Raw genomic sequence first — 15902 nt, 5'->3', positions numbered from 1 at the left:
CCGAGAGGCTTGCCCATAATTCACAGGAAGTACTGCAAACATGTCTGATAACGCGAAAGCAAAAGGCCGCAAACGTTCATTACTGATTCCGGTGTTACTGATTGTAACGCTGGCCGCTTGCAGCGTAGCAGGCTATGCAGTCTGGCGAATGATGAATAAACACGAGGGTGACAAACCGGAAGCCGCGAAAGTTGAGCCACCGCCCGCCCCCGTCTTTTTTGCAATGGATACGTTTACGGTTAACCTGGTCAATCCTGACAACGATCCCGATCGCGTGCTGTACGTAGGCTTTACCCTGCGTCTGCCGGATGAGGATACCCGTCGCCGGTTGAACGATTACCTGCCGGAAGTGCGCAGCCGTCTGCTGCTGCTGCTGTCGCGTCAGAACGCGGCGCAGCTGGCAACCGAACAGGGCAAACAGGCCCTGGTCGGACAGATTAAACAGGTGATGGCGCCGCCGCTGGTAACCGGACAACCTGCACAGGTGGTCAGTGATGTGCTGTTTACCGCCTTCATTTTGAGGTGATTTAATGGGCGATAGCATTCTCTCCCAGGCTGAAATTGACGCGCTGCTTAACGGCGACAGTGACAGCGCGGAAGTAGAGAAAATTTCCACCGGGAGCGATGGCGACATTCGCCCTTACGACCCCAATACCCAGCGTCGTGTGGTACGTGAGCGGCTGCAGGCGCTGGAGATCATCAATGAACGTTTTGCGCGCCATTTTCGTATGGCGCTGTTTAACCTGCTGCGCCGCAGCCCGGATATCAGCGTAGGGGCGATAAAAATTCAGCCCTACCACGAGTTTGCCCGCAATCTGCCGGTGCCAACCAACCTGAACCTGATCCATCTGCAGCCGCTGCGCGGCACGGCGCTGGTCGTGTTCTCGCCAAGCCTGGTGTTTATCGCCGTGGATAACCTGTTTGGTGGCGACGGGCGCTTTCCGACCAAAGTTGAGGGGCGCGAGTTTACCCATACTGAACAGCGCGTGATCCGCCGCATGCTGAAGCTGGCGCTGGATGGCTACAGCGACGCGTGGAAAGCGATCTACCCGCTGGAAGTGGAGTATGTCCGTTCAGAGATGCAGGTGAAGTTTACCAACATCACCACCTCACCTAACGATATTGTCGTTAACACCCCTTTTCAGGTGGAGATTGGCAACCTGGTCGGTGAGTTTAACATCTGTATTCCGTTTTCCATGATTGAGCCGCTGCGCGAGCTGCTGGTCAATCCACCGCTGGAGAACTCCCGCCAGGAGGATACGCACTGGCGCGACAATCTGGTGAAGCAGGTGCAGCACTCTGAGCTGGAGCTGATTGCACATTTTGCCGAAACCTCAATGCGCCTGTCGCGCATTTTGCAGCTTAAACCCGGCGATGTACTGCCAATTGAAAAGCCGGATCGCATCATTGCCCATGTGGATGGCGTTCCGGTGCTGACCAGCCAGTACGGCATGCTGAATGGCCAGTATGCGCTGCGCGTTGAACATCTGATTAACCCGATTTTGAATTCGCTGAATGAGGAACAGCCCAATGAGTGACAGCAAAAACCCGTCCGACGATATCTCCGCGGACGATCTGTGGGCTGAAGCAATGAACGAGCAGACCAGCAGCGGCAGCGCACCGGCCGCCAGTGAAAACGTGTTTAAAGCGTTTGAGAGTGCTGGCGCCAGCGGTGCCATGCAGGATATCGATCTGATCATGGATATCCCGGTCAAACTCACCGTTGAACTGGGCCGTACCAAAATGACAATCAAAGAGCTGCTGCGTCTGACGCAGGGTTCTGTGGTGTCGCTGGATGGTCTCGCCGGTGAACCGCTGGATATTCTGATCAACGGCTATCTGATTGCGCAGGGTGAAGTCGTGGTCGTGAATGATAAATATGGCGTGCGTATCACCGATATCATTACCCCTTCTGAACGCATGCGTCGTCTGAGCCGCTGATCATGCAAAACAGCGCACAAACCCTGCAGCCAGCGCACGCGCAGCCGGTGGTCTCCACCGGCTCCGTAGTGAGTCAGGTCGGCACTATGCTGGCGGTGATTGTTCTGCTGATTCTGGCCTGCGGCTGGCTGGCGAAGCGCATGGGCTTTGCGCCAAAAACAGTTAATGCACAGGCGCTGAAAGTCAGCGCCAGCGTACAGGTCGGGCGTCAGGAGCGGGTGGTGATCGTTGAAACCGCCGATGCGCGCCTGGTGCTGGGGGTAACAGCGCAGCAGATCACCCATCTGCACTCGCTGCCGCCGCTGCCGCCTGAAGAACACCCGCAGGCTCAGCCTGTACCGCAGGATTTTCGTCAGATCCTCCACAACCTGGTTAAACGTCCCGGAAAACCTTAATGATGCGTCGATTACTCTCTCTGCTGCCGCTGCTGATGCTGCTGGCACCGGCTGCGCACGCGCAGTTGCCTGGTCTGGTCAGCCAGCCGCTGGCTAATGGCGGGCAGAGCTGGTCGCTGCCGGTACAGACGCTGGTGTTTATCACCTCGCTGACCTTTATACCGGCCGTACTGCTGATGATGACCAGCTTTACACGCATCATTATTGTATTTGGCCTGCTGCGTAACGCGCTGGGTACCCCTTCGGCCCCGCCTAATCAGGTGATGCTCGGCCTGGCGCTGTTCCTGACCTTTTTCATCATGGCGCCCACGTTCGATAAAATCTACGCGGATGCCTACCTTCCCTTCAGTCAGGACAAAATCAGTATGGAAGTGGCGCTGGATAAAGGTGCCCAGCCGCTGCGTGAGTTTATGCTGCGCCAGACGCGCGAAGCCGATCTGGCCCTGTTTGCCCGCCTGGCCAATACCGCGCCTATCGACGGCCCGGAAGCGGTACCGATGCGTATTCTGCTGCCGGCGTACGTGACCAGCGAGCTGAAAACCGCATTCCAGATTGGCTTTACGGTCTTTATCCCTTTTCTGATTATCGACCTGGTGGTCGCCAGTGTACTGATGGCATTAGGTATGATGATGGTACCGCCGGCGACGATTGCGCTGCCGTTTAAACTGATGCTGTTTGTGCTGGTCGACGGCTGGCAGCTGCTGGTGGGGTCGCTGGCCCAAAGCTTTTATTCCTGACCCTTCATTAATCTTTCCCTGACAGGAGCACAGTATGACCCCCGAATCGGTAATGGTAATGGGCCAGGAGGCGATGCGCGTCGCGCTGATGATGGCGGCTCCGCTACTGCTGGTCGCGATGGTAAGCGGGCTTATCATCAGTATTCTGCAGGCGGCAACGCAGATTAACGAACAGACGCTCTCTTTTATTCCCAAGATTCTGGCGGTGGCGGCTACCGGCGTAATCGCAGGACCCTGGATGCTGAATCTGATGCTGGATTACATTCGCACTCTGTTCAGCAACCTGCCTTATATCATTGGCTGATGGTTACCCTCGACAGCAGTCAGCTTATCCACTGGGTGGCGCAGTTTTTCTGGCCGATGGCGCGCCTGCTGGCGCTGTTTGCCAGCGCGCCGGTGCTGAACGAGCGCAATATACCCAAGCGGGTAAAGGTGGCGCTTGCGTTTGTGATCACCTGGATTTTGCTGCCGCTGTTGCCACCGGTGGACGTTACCCTGTTCTCACCTGCCGGTTTCTGGATGCTGATCCAGCAGCTGCTGATTGGTGCCGGTATCGGTCTGACCATGCAACTGGCGTTTTCAGCCGTAAAGCTGGCGGGTGAAATCATTGGTTTACAGATGGGATTATCTTTCGCTACGCTGCTGGACCCGAACACGCGGGTTAACATGCCGCTGCTGGCGCGTTTTCTCGATATGCTGGCGATGCTGCTGTTTCTGACCTTTAACGGACATCTGTGGCTGATCTCGCTGCTGGCAGACAGTTTTCAGACCTTGCCCGTCAGTGCAGAGCCGCTGAGTGCTGATGCCTTTATGGGACTGGTCAAAGGCGCCGGGCTAATTTTCCTTAATGGCATGATGTTAGCGCTGCCCTTAATCATTTTGCTCCTCACGCTAAACCTGGCACTGGGTTTGTTAAACCGTGTTTCACCTCAACTGTCGGTTTTCGCTATCGGCTTTCCTGTGACCTTAACGGTCGGCATCCTCTCTATGGGTATGCTGATGCCGCTTCTTGCCCCATTCTGCGAACATCTGTTCAGCGAAGTCTTTGATTTACTCGCCCGATTTGTCTCAGAACTTTCCCCTGCACGTTAGTTAACGATACTGTTACCATTCTGAAGTGATAGTTAAGCAATAAAAATCATTCCGTATACTTTTCAAACCATTTTTTTCAGAAATCAACTGAGGAAAATCTGATAAATCGATATTTATTGTGAAAAACATTCTTATTAAACGGCCCGTGGAGTATTTTAGTCAGACGATTCTTAAGGTGGTTTCCCTGACGGATCGGTTGGCAAAATGCTCAAGGGTATGTTTTTAAACAAAAAAAATTTAAAAGCGATTTTTCTTGTCTAATTTCCCTTTTTCCGGCATTGTCAACACTCGCTGAAGCGTCACACTTTCGCGAAACAAATGTTTTTAAGATTTGTCCTATCAGAATTGCCTGTAACATGCGCGATAGTGACACAGCTCTCAAAAACAGGGCGGAAGGTATACTTAAAGCAAATTCCTGGTGATTCCCGCTATCGCCGGGGAAAGAATGACGTGGATGGAACACAAAAAACTTCGCAGAACGGGTCAGGGAAGAGTCATGATGGCGCAGGGATATAATTTGCCAGACTGCAAAGCAGAATAAAAAAGTGTCTTTGAAAATTTCTCTCGTACCGCAAACGCGTATTCATCGTTGATTTAAACGGATAACAAATTGGTGAGGGTCGCTATAATGCCAACGATTATTATGGATTCATGTAACTACACACGCCTGGGACTGTCGGACTATATGTCGGCAAAAGGAGTTAAAAAGAAAAACATTACTGCAGCCACGGATATCGAACAGCTACAACAAAAATGCGAGCAATTAAAACCTGGCGTAGTATTTATTAACGAAGATTGCTTTATTCACGAAGCCGATTCCAGCGATCGCATTCGTGCTATTATCACACAGCACCCGGATACTCTTTTCTTTATCTTTATGGCGATCTCAAATATCCATTTTGAGGAATATCTCTACGTTCGTAAGAACCTGATTATTACATCAAAATCGATTAAGACATCGACTCTGGATTCACTGCTGGGTACTTACCTGCAAAAGAAACTCAATGCGTCACCGCGTATTTCCGCCGGGATGGACATTCATCCACTGACGCTGAGCCAGACCGAATCAAATATGCTGAAAATGTGGATGTCAGGCCATGACACCATTCAGATTTCAGACAAAATGCAGATTAAGGCTAAAACCGTTTCGTCACATAAAGGCAATATTAAGCGTAAAATCAAAACGCATAATAAACAGGTTATCTATCATGTAGTACGTCTGACAGATAATGTAACCTCCGGCATTTATGTTAACGTGCGATAAGCTGTCTGCTACATAATTTATGCTGCCACAGGGCTGGTCTGATGACCAGCCCTGTTGTTTTTTAACGCTTTTGCGATCGCGATCCCATATTCTCACCTAAGCCTTTCCCCTGCCCTGCCGATGTTTGCTTTCAGAACCCTTACCACTATGAGAGCAAGGAAATGAAAACAGCATCGATCGATGTAGATAATAAGCTCAGCCTCTGGCAAAACCTGCGCCTGATGCCGCTATTCAGCGTAATATTCGGCGGCATCCTGCTGCTTTTTGCCCTGTGTATTGGTCTCGCCAGCTATTTTCTCATTCAGAGTAATAATTCGCTGAACGATGCCACCGAAGAGATTCAGGTGCGCATGGGCATTTCCAACAGCTCTAACCATCTGCGCACTGCCCGCCTTAATATACTGCAGGCGGGCGCGGCGACGCGTATTGGCGAGATGGATAGCTATCGCGCCGATCTGGCGCGGACAGAAACGCGCATTAAACAGGCGCGTGAAGGATTTACGCTTTATATGGCGCGCGATGTTAAAACGCCCGCCGATCTGGCCCTGGATGCGCCGCTGACCGCCAGCTTCAATCAATATATCGATAAAGGCGTGAAGCCGATGATTGAGTCAGCGCGTCAGGGTAGCTTCGAAGGCATTGTGGCACAGGAGACCGATGTCACCCGTAAACTGGATGACGCCTATAACGCGCTGCTGCTGAAGGCCATTAAAATCCGTACCGAGCGGGCCGAGGCGATTAACGCCGGGGCAGCGCACCAGGCGCGCCTCGGCTTTATCGCCATGGCAGCGGCGTTTGCGGCTGCATTAGTGCTGGTCGGGCTGACCTTTATTTTTCTGCGGCGGATCATTATTAATCCTCTGCGCCAGTCGGTCGTCCGCATTGAGCGAATTGCCCGGGGTGATTTGACCGCCGCCGATGTGCCGTGCGGGCGTAACGAAATCGGCATGCTGTTGCATAATCTGCAGCTGATGCAGGCGGCGCTGGTACGCACCGTGGGCAGCGTGCGCGAAGGGGCGGAGGCTATTTATCAGGGAACCAGCGAAATCTCCGCCGGGAACACCGACCTCTCTTCCCGCACCGAGCAGCAGGCATCAGCACTGGAACAGACCGCGGCCAGTATGGAGCAGCTCACCGCGACGGTGAAGCAGAATGCGGAAAATGCCCATCACGCCAGTCAGCTGGCGGCTGACGCCTCTGACAAAGCGCGCAATGGTGGCGATCTGGTCAGCGGCGTAGTGAAAACCATGAACAACATCTCCGGCAGCTCGAAAAAAATTGCTGAAATCACCAACGTGATTAACAGCATCGCTTTTCAGACAAATATTCTGGCGCTGAACGCTGCGGTAGAAGCTGCCCGGGCGGGAGAACAGGGCCGCGGTTTCGCCGTTGTCGCCAGCGAAGTACGCAGCCTGGCACAGCGCAGCGCTCAGGCGGCGAAAGAGATCGAAACGCTGATTGCCGAGTCGGTCGCGCTGATTGGTGACGGATCGCATCAGGTGGGCGAAGCGGGAACCACCATGAGTGACATCGTTGAAGCCGTACGGCGCGTTACCGATATTATGGCAGAGATCGCCGCAGCCTCAGATGAGCAGAGCCGCGGTATCCAGCAGGTCAGCCTGGCGGTGACGGAGATGGATAACGTGACGCAGCAAAACGCCTCGCTGGTTGAAGAAGCCTCTTCTGCAGCGGCCTCGCTGGAAGATCAGGCGGGTAAACTGACGCAGGCGGTGGCGGCATTCCGCCTCAGCGACAGCGCTTACGCCACAACGAAAGTTGCGGCGCCGGTCAACGCGGCGCCAGCGGCTCAGCGCACGGTGCGTCCGGCACTGGCGGTATCAGGCAGCGATAACTGGGAGACCTTCTGACAGCACGCGCCCCGCTGAATCGTCAGACGGGGCGCGCGGTTTGGTTTGCTCAGCCGGTGCTTTCAGGCTCAACAAATACGCCTTCGGCGTGGTCGCTTTCGTTAAAAAACCAGATGCCCAGCGGATAATCCTCCAGCGCCACCAGATACATGGTCCCTTCGTTAAACGGCTCCACCGCCAGCAGTTTACCTGCGCGGCGCGGGCCGCCGTCTGTTTTCACCGTTACGCGTTCACCTGCCTGCATTGCGACCTCTCAGCGACTGTTTTGCGCCAGTGTACCGTAAACAGGCGGCGAAATAGTGATCGCGATCAGCGACGGGCGATAACCCAGACAGCGTGGACGATGCCGGGAATATAGCCACACAGCGTCAGCAGAATGTTCAGCCAGAACGCTCCGCCAAAACCTACCTGCATGAATACGCCCAGCGGTGGCAGCAAAATAGCGATAATAATGCGCAGCAAATCCATACTAACTCCTTGTTATCAATAATAATCAAACAGCGTTAAGCATAGCTGCTTCTGGTAAAAACAGGAGCGACGTCAGGTAAAGAACTGTCAAAAGCCGCTTTTTCACTCTCTTAACGTTTTGCAGCGAGAACCCTGACGGAGAAAACGCCTATCATCATTTCGCTGCATCAACCCCAAAGAAGCAGCCAACCTAAAAGTAACAAGGATTTTTGCCCGCGCAGCGCGGGCTTTTTTTTGCCTGTCGCGCTGCGCGCGTATGCGCGTGCCGCACTATACTCAAGACTCACCCTGGCTTTACGGAGTCCCCGTATGCGTGCAGAAGAAACCCGCCCTCGCTCCCTTCCGGCAGGCAATCCGGAACAGGAAAAAGAGCGCGACCCGGAGTGGTTTGATTCATCGGGTAAAACCGTGGATCAGGCGCGCTGCCTTTCTGAACAGTGCGAAGTGGATATTCACGATTGCAGCTTTTGCGAAGCGAATCGCTGAGAGTGATTTAAAAAAAACCCGGCTCAGGCCGGGTTAAATTTATCAATGGATTCGTTACACCAGGAAACGGTAATGCCGTTTCAGATTACGCTCACTATGTATGAAGGCAACCGGCATTTGTGCATATAAAGTGCAGAAATATGCATATCTTCTGGCGTTAAACCGGCCAGAGAGCCGCGCCGTCTGCGCTTCACCCTGCACGCTTCATGCACCGGCAGCCAGCGTCGCGCTGCCTTTTAAGATTATTCCTGGTTGTCGCGTTCGGTACGCCGGAAAAACGTGCAATCGTCATAACGCTATTATACTGATTACTCTCTGCTTTACTCACCTCTGTGGTGTAAGGAGTATGACGATGATTGATCCCGATTCCCCCCTGCTGGTGGTAACCGACCTGGACGGCTCGCTGCTGGATCACCACGATTACAACTGGGAAGCTGCCCGCCCGTGGCTGGACTATTTTGCCGCACGCCAGATCCCGGTAGTGCTCTGCTCCAGTAAAACCGCTGCAGAGATTATCCCGCTGCAGAAGCGCCTGGGTTTAGGCGGAGCGCCGTTTATCGCTGAAAATGGTGCCCGCATCAGCTTTGGCGACGACGTTACGGTTAATGATGAGCCAGGCGCTGACTATCTGGCGCTGTGCGACACGCTGGCCGCGCTGAAAACGGAATTTCGCTTTACCGGTTTTCACGATCTCAGTGACAGCGACGTGGCGAGCTTTACCGGTCTGGCGCTGAGTGACGCCCGGCTAAGCCGCCTGCGGGACGCCTCGGAGGTGATTTTGTGGCGCGACGAGAGCGATAAGCTGGAGGCATTTCGCGCCGCGCTGGCCCGGCATCAGCTTGCGCTGACGCAGGGCGGACGCTTCTGGCACGTGATGCCGGAAAACTGCGGCAAAGGTATCGCGCTGACGCAGCTGCAGCAGCAGCTGATGCAGCAGGATGGCGTAAGCCGGATAACGCTGGGTCTGGGTGACGGCCCCAATGATATCCCGATGCTGGAGCAGGCGGACTACGCGGTCATAATCAAAGGTTTCAGCAAGTCGCCGGTTACACTCAGCCGTACCGATAGCGACCATATCTATCGCACAGCGCAAACCGGACCGGAAGGCTGGAGCGAAGGCATAGAACACTTTCTGGCCCCCCATAAGCCGTAATCAGAGGATGAGACGATGAGTGATTTTTATCAGAATGGCGTGATTACGAATTTCCATAACCTCACCCATCGCCGCGTGGAGTCGCTGGAAAAAGAGATGGTGCAGTTTGCCCGCCGGCGCAAGATGGGCCTGATCCTGCCCTCGCTGTTCTCCGAGCTGGAGGGCCCGGCGCTGGATAATATTGTTAATGAGCTGGCGCAGGTGCCCTATCTGGAAGAGATTGTGATTGGCCTCGATCGCGCCGATCGCGATCAGTTCCTGTTTGCCCGCGACTTCTTCTCGCGCCTGCCCCAGCGGCACCGCATTCTGTGGAATGACGGACCGCGTCTGAAAGCGATTGATGCTGAGCTGGATAAAGAGGGTCTCTCGCCCAGCCAGCCGGGCAAAGGGCGCAATGTCTGGTTCTGTACCGGTTACACCCTGGCGTCCGATCGCACCCAGTGCGTGGCGCTACACGACTGCGACATTGTGACCTATGAGCGCGGCATGCTGGCGCGTCTGCTCTATCCGCTGGCCAACCCGGCGTTTCAGTATGAGTTTTGCAAAGGGTTTTATGCGCGCGTCGCGGATGGCAAGCTCAATGGCCGCGTCGGCCGTCTGCTGGTCGGACCGATGCTGCGTTCGCTGCAGCAGGTGTATGGCCACTCCGAATATCTCGACTACCTCAGCAGCTTTCGCTATCCCCTCTCCGGCGAGTTTGCCATGCGCACCCATGTGCTTAACGGCATTAAAATCCCTGGCGACTGGGGGCTGGAGATCGGCGTGCTGTCTGAGATCTATCGCAACTATACGACCCGACAGAGCTGTCAGGTCGAGATCGCCGATCACTATGACCACAAGCATCAGCCGCTGGCCGAAGAGGATGGTACCGGGGGGCTGAAGCGCATGAGCAGCGATATTGTCCAGTCGCTGCTGCGCAAGCTGGCGACCATGGGCGTGCCGCTGACCAGCGATTCGTTTCGCGTGCTGAAGGCGACTTATTACCGTAACGCGCTGGATATGATGGAGATCTACCGGCATGAAGCAACCATGAACGGCCTGTCGTTCGATCAGCACAAAGAGGAAGCGGCGGTGGAGATGTTTACCCAGGCCATTCTCGACGCCGGTCAGTCGTTTATTGAACGCCCCAACGATAAGCCCTTTATTCCGAGCTGGAGTCGCGTTCAGTCGGCGTTTCCGGATATTCTGCAGCGGATTTATCAGGCGGTGGAAGAAGATAACGAGGGAAAAGTGTAACGGGATACGGGACGGCGAAACCGTCCCGATCAGATTCAGCTGGCGAGCCGGGATTCCGTAGTCATGTGACTCAGTTCATCACTATGGAATGCCTCACGGCGCACGCTATAGCCATCATACCAACGACACTCAACCATTCCGCTGGCATAGCCGGTTACCACCATCGTGGGTCCGCCCTGTTTGTGCTGAACTTCATCACTCACTGCAAAGGTCATACCGCGCCCTCCCTTTTACCGTTGATTGAACGCTTAAAGGTATAGCAGCCGGACAGACAATTTGCCTATAGGATAATGTTATTAGTGTGATAAAAGAGGAATAAGCAGTGCAAAATCTGGTTCATAAACAAAGCCGGTAATGTTTATTACCGGCTTTGAAATTTTTAGCTGCGACCGTCAGATTTTGCAGCCTTCGCACTCAGCATCATCACTGAGTTCAGCCGGCACTTCGCTGGCTTTTTCCGCCGCTTTCGCTTCAGCCTGTTCCAGCTGGGCATCGATATCAAATTCAAACATATCGTCGTTCATCATCACTCTCCTGAAAATTAGTGTGCCGCGCGTTATATCGCATTGCCAGAGATAAGCGGTAAGCGGCTTGTGCGCCGCTCGCCGCGCTGGCCTGTTATGCCGACTTACCGCGAACTTTAGCGATCAGGTTAACCACCAGCAGCACAATCGCGCCGACAATAAACCCAAGCACCAGATTGGCCCCGTTACTCAGCAGGCCGGAAACCAGACCGTTAAAGCCGCTGCTGTATTCGCTGATAGCGTGATGCAGCGGCGTGATACCATGCACAATAATGCCGCCGCCCACCAGAAACATCGCCAGCGTGCCGACGACGGTAAGAATTTTCATCAGCCACGGCGCCATCGCCAGCAGAAAACCGCCCACCGCCTGCGCCAGTGAAGAGGACTTTTCCCGCAGCCAGTAGCCGAGGTCATCGATTTTCACAATCATCGCCACAATGCCATAGACACCGATGGTCACCAGAATGGCGATACCGGCGAGGATCAGCACCTGGTTAAGCAGCGGCGCCTCTGACACGATGCCCAGCGTAATCGCCACGATCTCCGCTGAAAGAATAAAGTCAGTGCGTACCGCACCTTTGACCTTGCTCTTTTCATACGCGCGCGGATCCTGCTGTGCCAGGCTGTCGAGCCGCTGCTGACGCGCTTCCGGGCTCTTTTCCTCTTTATCGTGCTGCAGGCTGTGTAACACCTTTTCCACCCCTTCATAGCAGAGGTAGGCGCCCCCCAGCATCAGCAACGGCGTGATAAGCCAGGGAGCAAACGCCGAAATCACCAGCGCCAGCGGCACCAGGATCAGCTTATTCAGAAATGAGCCTTTCGCAACGCCCCAGACCACCGGCAATTCGCGATTGGCTTTGACGCCCGTGACCTGCTGCGCATTAAGCGACAAATCGTCGCCCAGCACGCCAGCGGTTTTTTTTGCCGCAACCTTGCCCATGACTGAAATGTCATCCAGCAGCGTTGCAATATCATCCAGAAGCGTAAGTAAACTGGTTCCTGCCAAAATGGTAATCCTTATTCCGGTTAGTGTTCCTGACAACAGGGGCAGCGCTCAACCCACGTCACCGACATGTCGGCGATGCCCTCACAGTCCCATTCAACGCGTAACGTTTTTCCCTGCGTATCCGCTGCGTGCAGATATTTACTCACCGGACTTTCGGTCATGCCGCTGATCTCCTCTGTGGCAATCAGCCGATCGTCGAGCCAGATGCGTGCCGTGGCCTGTGTCGCCACCAGCCGCTCGTCACGCAGCTGATAGAGCCGTCTGACCGTCAGTTTAATACTGCTCATGGTAGTGCTCCGCGTCCCAGAGAAAAACGTGATCTAAACGATTATTGCCGCGAAAAGCAATCATCGCCGGCTAGAGCGGATGGTAATGATGCAATCCCTGATGATCCAGCTCCGCGCTCTGCCCGGCGGCCAGTAGCCACTCCTCAAGGCGCTCAATCAGCTGATTGTCATTCAGCCGCAGCTTACCGCGCAGCGCGCACTCCCAGACAATCAGAACCTTCCAGCCGGTCTCCTGCAGCTGCTGCACATAGCGCCGGTCACGCTCAACGTTACTGTTGATTTTGCCGTTCCAGAAACTGGTGCGCGTGGCGGGCATTTTAAACAGATAGCAGTGATGACGATGCCAGAAACAGCCGTGCACAAAGATAATGGCCTGCTGCTCAGGCAGCACGAAATCGGGCCGCCCCGGCAGCGCTTTATCCTGCACGCGAAAGCTGAAGCCGCGATCTTTCAATATCGCGGCCACGCGCTGTTCAATCGCCGTATCCTGATTGCGGATCGCGCGCATATTTTTACTGCGGATCTCTTGTGAGTGAACGTCAGCCATGCCGTTTCCTTTTCCTGCGGGCCTATTCAACTTTAGCGTTTTACGGCAAAAGCGAAAGCGGCGGCGTAAAAGAGTGCGGCACGGCGCGCAGCGCCACACGACGCGCTAATTTCAACCCTGACAGATGAGTGGTAGCATAGCCGCTCAACTGTTAAGGAAAAACGCATGCTCGCTCCCGATCCCGCCGCACCGGCTACCCCCTCTTCATTAACTGCTGCGCAGGATGATTTAGCGCTGTTACTGCAGGTACTGGATATCTACGCGGCGCGCGATGTGATGCAGACCCTCAACGCCGCCGGCACAGGCCACTGGAGCGTGGCGAAGCTGAACCGTCTGCGCAGTGGCAAAGCCGCGTCGGCAATGCTTCTGCCGTCTGAGATCGCCAGCCTGCGTGCCCTGCTGCCATCGCGACCGGCCCACTATGAGAGGCCCGCCTTTCAGTTTATCGATCTCTTTGCCGGTATCGGCGGCATCCGGCGCGGCTTTGAGCAGGCCGGCGGCGAATGCGTTTTTACCAGCGAATGGAATAAAGAGGCGGTCCGCACCTATAAAGCGAACCACTACTGCGATCCGCTGCGCCACCGGTTCAATACCGATATTCGTCTCGTCACGCAGCCAGCCGGCCTCACTGAGGAGGCGGCTATCTATCAGCATATCGATCGCGCTATCCCCGATCACCAGGTGCTGCTGGCCGGCTTTCCCTGTCAGCCTTTTTCACTGGCGGGCGTCAGTAAAAAGAACGCGCTCGGCCGGGCGCACGGCTTTGAGTGTGAGGCGCAGGGCACGCTGTTTTTTGACGTGGCGCGCATTCTCGCGGCTAAAAAGCCCGCGTTTTTTGTGCTGGAAAATGTCAAGAATCTGAAGAGCCACGATAAGGGCCGCACCTTCGCCATTATTATGGCAACGCTGGATGAGCTGGGTTATGACGTGGCGGATGCGGATGATAAAGGCACACCGGACGCCAAAGTGATCGACGCGCGCTATTTTCTGCCGCAGCACCGTGAGCGCATTGTGCTGGTGGGCATCCGGCGCGATAGCGGCGTTAAGCAGCCCTTTTCACTGCGCGCGTTGCCGGCGCTCTATCCGCCGCAGGTGCCGCCACTGCAGAGTTTGCTGGACGCAGATCCGGGTGAAAAATATACCCTGTCGCCAACGCTCTGGCACTATCTCTATCGCTATGCGCAAAAGCACAAGGCGAAAGGCAACGGCTTTGGCTTTGGCCTGAACGATCCGCAGAATCCGCACTGCTGCGTGCGCACGCTTTCAGCGCGCTACTACAAAGATGGCTCGGAGATCCTGATCGATCGCGGCTGGGATCGCGCGCTGGGTGAACAGAACTTTACCGCTGCTGAGAACATGGCGCGGCGACCGCGCCGGCTGAGCCCGCGCGAGTGCGCGCGCCTGATGGGGTTTGAAGCGCCGGGTGAAGCGCGGTTCCGCATCCCGGTCTCCGATACCCAGGCCTATCGTCAGTTTGGCAATTCCGTGGTGGTGCCGGTATTTGCTGCGGTAGCGAAATTACTGCTGCCGCTGATTGAATACTACAGGCTGAACGCGCCAGAGCAGGCTGATAGCTGATCGCGCATAAGAAATAGCTCACCCGCCGGGCGGCGGGTGGCAGAGATTACTTCTTCTTCTTGCTCTTTTTCAGTAGCGCACGGATCTGGCGCAGTTCCGTAGCGCTTAACCGGTCGTCCGGCGTCTCATCGGAGTGCAGATTATCTACCGCCGTCTCCTGCTGCGGGGCACTCTGCAGGCTCGCCTGCAGCCGGTTAACAATCTCCTGACTCATTGAAAGCTGATTGTCAGCAGCCAGCTGCTTAATCTCCTCTTTCAGTGCCGGATCAATTTTAATCGTAATGTTCACGGTTTCAGTCATTTCCACACTCCCTGCTATTTTTTTCACAAACGTAGCGGAAGATGAGGTCAGTTAACAGTCTGTCATAAAAATTTAATATTCCTGTAACGTGCAGCAGAAGTCGCGCAGCACGGATTCATCAACCCCCGCCAGGTTCCCCTGCAGCTCCGCACAGAGTTTGGCCATATAGTGCACCAGAAAATCGGCGTTATATTCAGCCAGACGACGTCCCGCTGCCGTTTGCATGGTTTCAGGCAGGCGCAGCAGCTTTTTCTGAAAGTGATCCAGCGTCCACTTCACATCGTCGAGCTCGCGATCGCGCCCCAGCGGATCGTCACTGTCAAACAGCGGCCGGCCCAGTGCGCCAGCCGTATAGAATACGCGTGCCAGTCCGATAGCCCCCAGCGACTCCAGACGATCGGCATCCTGCACAATTTTTGCTTCTGCGGTCAGCGGCGTAATGGCAGCACTAAAACTGTGCGCCTGCACCGCGTGCGCCACGCTATCTATAAGTTCAGCGGGAAAATCGGGAAAATCCTGTTGCAGAATACGGCGCGTCTCTTCAGCGGCAAACGTAGAGGCAAGATGACGCTGCGGATGGTTCTTCGGCAGATTCACCACGTCGTGAAAGTAGCTGGCGGTCAGTACCACCATGGCATCGGCAGGCGTCTCCTGCATGATACGCGCCGCGCTCATCCAGACCCGACGCAGATGCCCTGTGTCGTGCGCCTTATCGTCATGCTGCCAGTTCAGCCGCAGCCAGTGTTCATAACGTTGTTGCCAGTGTGTAATGGACATGATGCTTCTCCTGTTATGACATGTGGTGCGCGGCGGGAGCTCTTCAGACTCAGCCCTATCTTAGCGGGCAGGTCATGACACTTTTCTTACAGCATTTTTGGGGTAAGAGGGAAAAATCTGCGATCCTGATCATGTTATAGCGTTGTTAAGCCCGCTTGCCCAGTAGCCTTTTTGTTTTCAGCTTTTCCTTATGACGTTTCACTATCGTCAGATTTAGTTAACATAGTTTATGTGTCGCGCTT

At 54.9% G+C, this 15902-nt stretch carries 22 protein-coding genes; 13 read left to right on the top strand and 9 right to left on the bottom strand.

What is annotated here, in order from left to right; translation table 11 throughout:
• Positions 1-40: 40 nt before the first annotated feature.
• From fliL to FS690_RS01595, 9 genes are all read left to right on the top strand, one after another.
• A complete protein-coding gene (gene fliL, locus FS690_RS01635; RefSeq protein WP_039385141.1) occupies positions 41-526 on the top strand; it encodes a flagellar basal body-associated protein FliL in 486 nt (161 codons plus the stop codon).
• Between the two features lie 4 nt (positions 527-530).
• Positions 531-1538, top strand: coding sequence for a flagellar motor switch protein FliM (gene fliM, locus FS690_RS01630; protein ID WP_039385143.1), 1008 nt, complete (start codon positions 531-533; stop codon positions 1536-1538).
• Positions 1531-1941 (top strand): flagellar motor switch protein FliN, encoded by a 411-nt coding sequence (gene fliN, locus FS690_RS01625; RefSeq protein WP_039385146.1) that lies wholly within the window; start codon positions 1531-1533, stop codon positions 1939-1941. The genes fliM and fliN overlap by 8 nt, the downstream gene beginning before the upstream one ends.
• 2 nt (positions 1942-1943) lie before the next feature.
• The gene (gene fliO / locus FS690_RS01620; RefSeq protein WP_039385149.1) at positions 1944-2336 is read left to right on the top strand and encodes a flagellar biosynthetic protein FliO; all 393 of its coding nucleotides are present in this window, start codon (positions 1944-1946) and stop codon (positions 2334-2336) included.
• Between the two features lie 2 nt (positions 2337-2338).
• On the top strand, positions 2339-3073 hold the full coding sequence (gene fliP / locus FS690_RS01615) for a flagellar type III secretion system pore protein FliP (RefSeq protein ID WP_039385989.1): 735 nt from the start codon (positions 2339-2341) through the stop codon (positions 3071-3073).
• Positions 3074-3107: 34 nt separating this feature from the next.
• The gene (gene fliQ, locus FS690_RS01610; protein ID WP_039385151.1) at positions 3108-3377 is read left to right on the top strand and encodes a flagellar biosynthesis protein FliQ; all 270 of its coding nucleotides are present in this window, start codon (positions 3108-3110) and stop codon (positions 3375-3377) included.
• On the top strand, positions 3377-4165 hold the full coding sequence (fliR, locus tag FS690_RS01605; RefSeq protein WP_071667960.1) for a flagellar biosynthetic protein FliR: 789 nt from the start codon (positions 3377-3379) through the stop codon (positions 4163-4165). The genes fliQ and fliR overlap by 1 nt, the downstream gene beginning before the upstream one ends.
• A 628-nt stretch (positions 4166-4793) precedes the next feature.
• Entirely contained in the window at positions 4794-5429 is a 636-nt protein-coding gene (gene rcsA / locus FS690_RS01600) for a transcriptional regulator RcsA (RefSeq protein ID WP_039385157.1), read from the top strand.
• A gap of 161 nt (positions 5430-5590) precedes the next feature.
• The gene (locus tag FS690_RS01595; protein ID WP_108569575.1) at positions 5591-7297 is read left to right on the top strand and encodes a methyl-accepting chemotaxis protein; all 1707 of its coding nucleotides are present in this window, start codon (positions 5591-5593) and stop codon (positions 7295-7297) included.
• 49 nt (positions 7298-7346) lie between these two features.
• Here FS690_RS01595 and dsrB read toward each other — a convergent pair whose 3' ends face one another.
• Together dsrB and FS690_RS01585 are read right to left on the bottom strand one after the other, a co-directional pair.
• Positions 7347-7541 carry a protein DsrB gene (gene dsrB / locus FS690_RS01590; RefSeq protein WP_039385162.1) on the bottom strand — a complete coding sequence of 65 codons (195 nt, stop codon included), beginning with the start codon at positions 7539-7541 and terminating at the stop codon, positions 7347-7349.
• Positions 7542-7606: 65 nt separating this feature from the next.
• A complete protein-coding gene (locus FS690_RS01585; protein ID WP_039385165.1) occupies positions 7607-7765 on the bottom strand; it encodes a YqaE/Pmp3 family membrane protein in 159 nt (52 codons plus the stop codon).
• Positions 7766-8074: 309 nt separating this feature from the next.
• Here FS690_RS01585 and FS690_RS18290 point away from each other — a divergent pair, with 309 nt between their 5' ends.
• From FS690_RS18290 to FS690_RS01575, 3 genes are all read left to right on the top strand, one after another.
• Positions 8075-8251, top strand: coding sequence for a hypothetical protein (locus FS690_RS18290; RefSeq protein ID WP_158086433.1), 177 nt, complete (start codon positions 8075-8077; stop codon positions 8249-8251).
• 352 nt (positions 8252-8603) lie between these two features.
• Positions 8604-9404, top strand: coding sequence for a mannosyl-3-phosphoglycerate phosphatase-related protein (locus FS690_RS01580; RefSeq protein WP_094111327.1), 801 nt, complete (start codon positions 8604-8606; stop codon positions 9402-9404).
• Between the two features lie 15 nt (positions 9405-9419).
• Entirely contained in the window at positions 9420-10640 is a 1221-nt protein-coding gene (locus FS690_RS01575; protein ID WP_039385170.1) for a glycosyl transferase, read from the top strand.
• Between the two features lie 35 nt (positions 10641-10675).
• Here the strand turns inward: FS690_RS01575 and FS690_RS01570 are convergent, their stop codons facing one another.
• The 5 genes from FS690_RS01570 to FS690_RS01555 all read right to left on the bottom strand — a co-directional run bounded on the left by FS690_RS01570 (position 10676) and on the right by FS690_RS01555 (position 13004).
• Positions 10676-10855, bottom strand: a complete 180-nt coding sequence (locus tag FS690_RS01570; protein WP_039385173.1) for a YodC family protein — start codon at positions 10853-10855, stop codon at positions 10676-10678.
• Between the two features lie 177 nt (positions 10856-11032).
• Positions 11033-11167 carry a hypothetical protein gene (locus FS690_RS18475; RefSeq protein WP_255402073.1) on the bottom strand — a complete coding sequence of 45 codons (135 nt, stop codon included), beginning with the start codon at positions 11165-11167 and terminating at the stop codon, positions 11033-11035.
• Between the two features lie 91 nt (positions 11168-11258).
• Positions 11259-12170 carry a DUF808 domain-containing protein gene (locus tag FS690_RS01565; RefSeq protein WP_039385175.1) on the bottom strand — a complete coding sequence of 304 codons (912 nt, stop codon included), beginning with the start codon at positions 12168-12170 and terminating at the stop codon, positions 11259-11261.
• A 20-nt stretch (positions 12171-12190) separates the two neighbouring features.
• Entirely contained in the window at positions 12191-12457 is a 267-nt protein-coding gene (locus FS690_RS01560) for a hypothetical protein (RefSeq protein WP_039385177.1), read from the bottom strand.
• Positions 12458-12527: 70 nt separating this feature from the next.
• Complete coding sequence (locus tag FS690_RS01555; protein WP_039385180.1) at positions 12528-13004, bottom strand: very short patch repair endonuclease; 477 nt, start codon at positions 13002-13004, stop codon at positions 12528-12530.
• A 165-nt stretch (positions 13005-13169) separates the two neighbouring features.
• Between FS690_RS01555 and dcm the strand changes: the two genes are divergently transcribed.
• Complete coding sequence (gene dcm, locus FS690_RS01550; protein ID WP_104085144.1) at positions 13170-14582, top strand: DNA (cytosine-5-)-methyltransferase; 1413 nt, start codon at positions 13170-13172, stop codon at positions 14580-14582.
• Positions 14583-14628: 46 nt separating this feature from the next.
• Here dcm and FS690_RS01545 read toward each other — a convergent pair whose 3' ends face one another.
• Positions 14629-14883 (bottom strand): hypothetical protein, encoded by a 255-nt coding sequence (locus FS690_RS01545; RefSeq protein ID WP_094111324.1) that lies wholly within the window; start codon positions 14881-14883, stop codon positions 14629-14631.
• 72 nt (positions 14884-14955) lie between these two features.
• A complete protein-coding gene (locus FS690_RS01540; RefSeq protein ID WP_039385186.1) occupies positions 14956-15660 on the bottom strand; it encodes a phosphohydrolase in 705 nt (234 codons plus the stop codon).
• Between the last annotated feature and the right edge of the window lie 242 nt (positions 15661-15902).

Source organism: Pantoea sp. PSNIH1, from assembly GCF_007680655.1.
In the GTDB taxonomy this organism is placed as follows: Bacteria; Pseudomonadota; Gammaproteobacteria; order Enterobacterales; family Enterobacteriaceae; genus Pantoea; species Pantoea eucrina.
The sequence above is the reverse complement of the archived record's forward strand: the minus strand, read 5'-3'. Positions and strand labels throughout refer to the sequence as shown.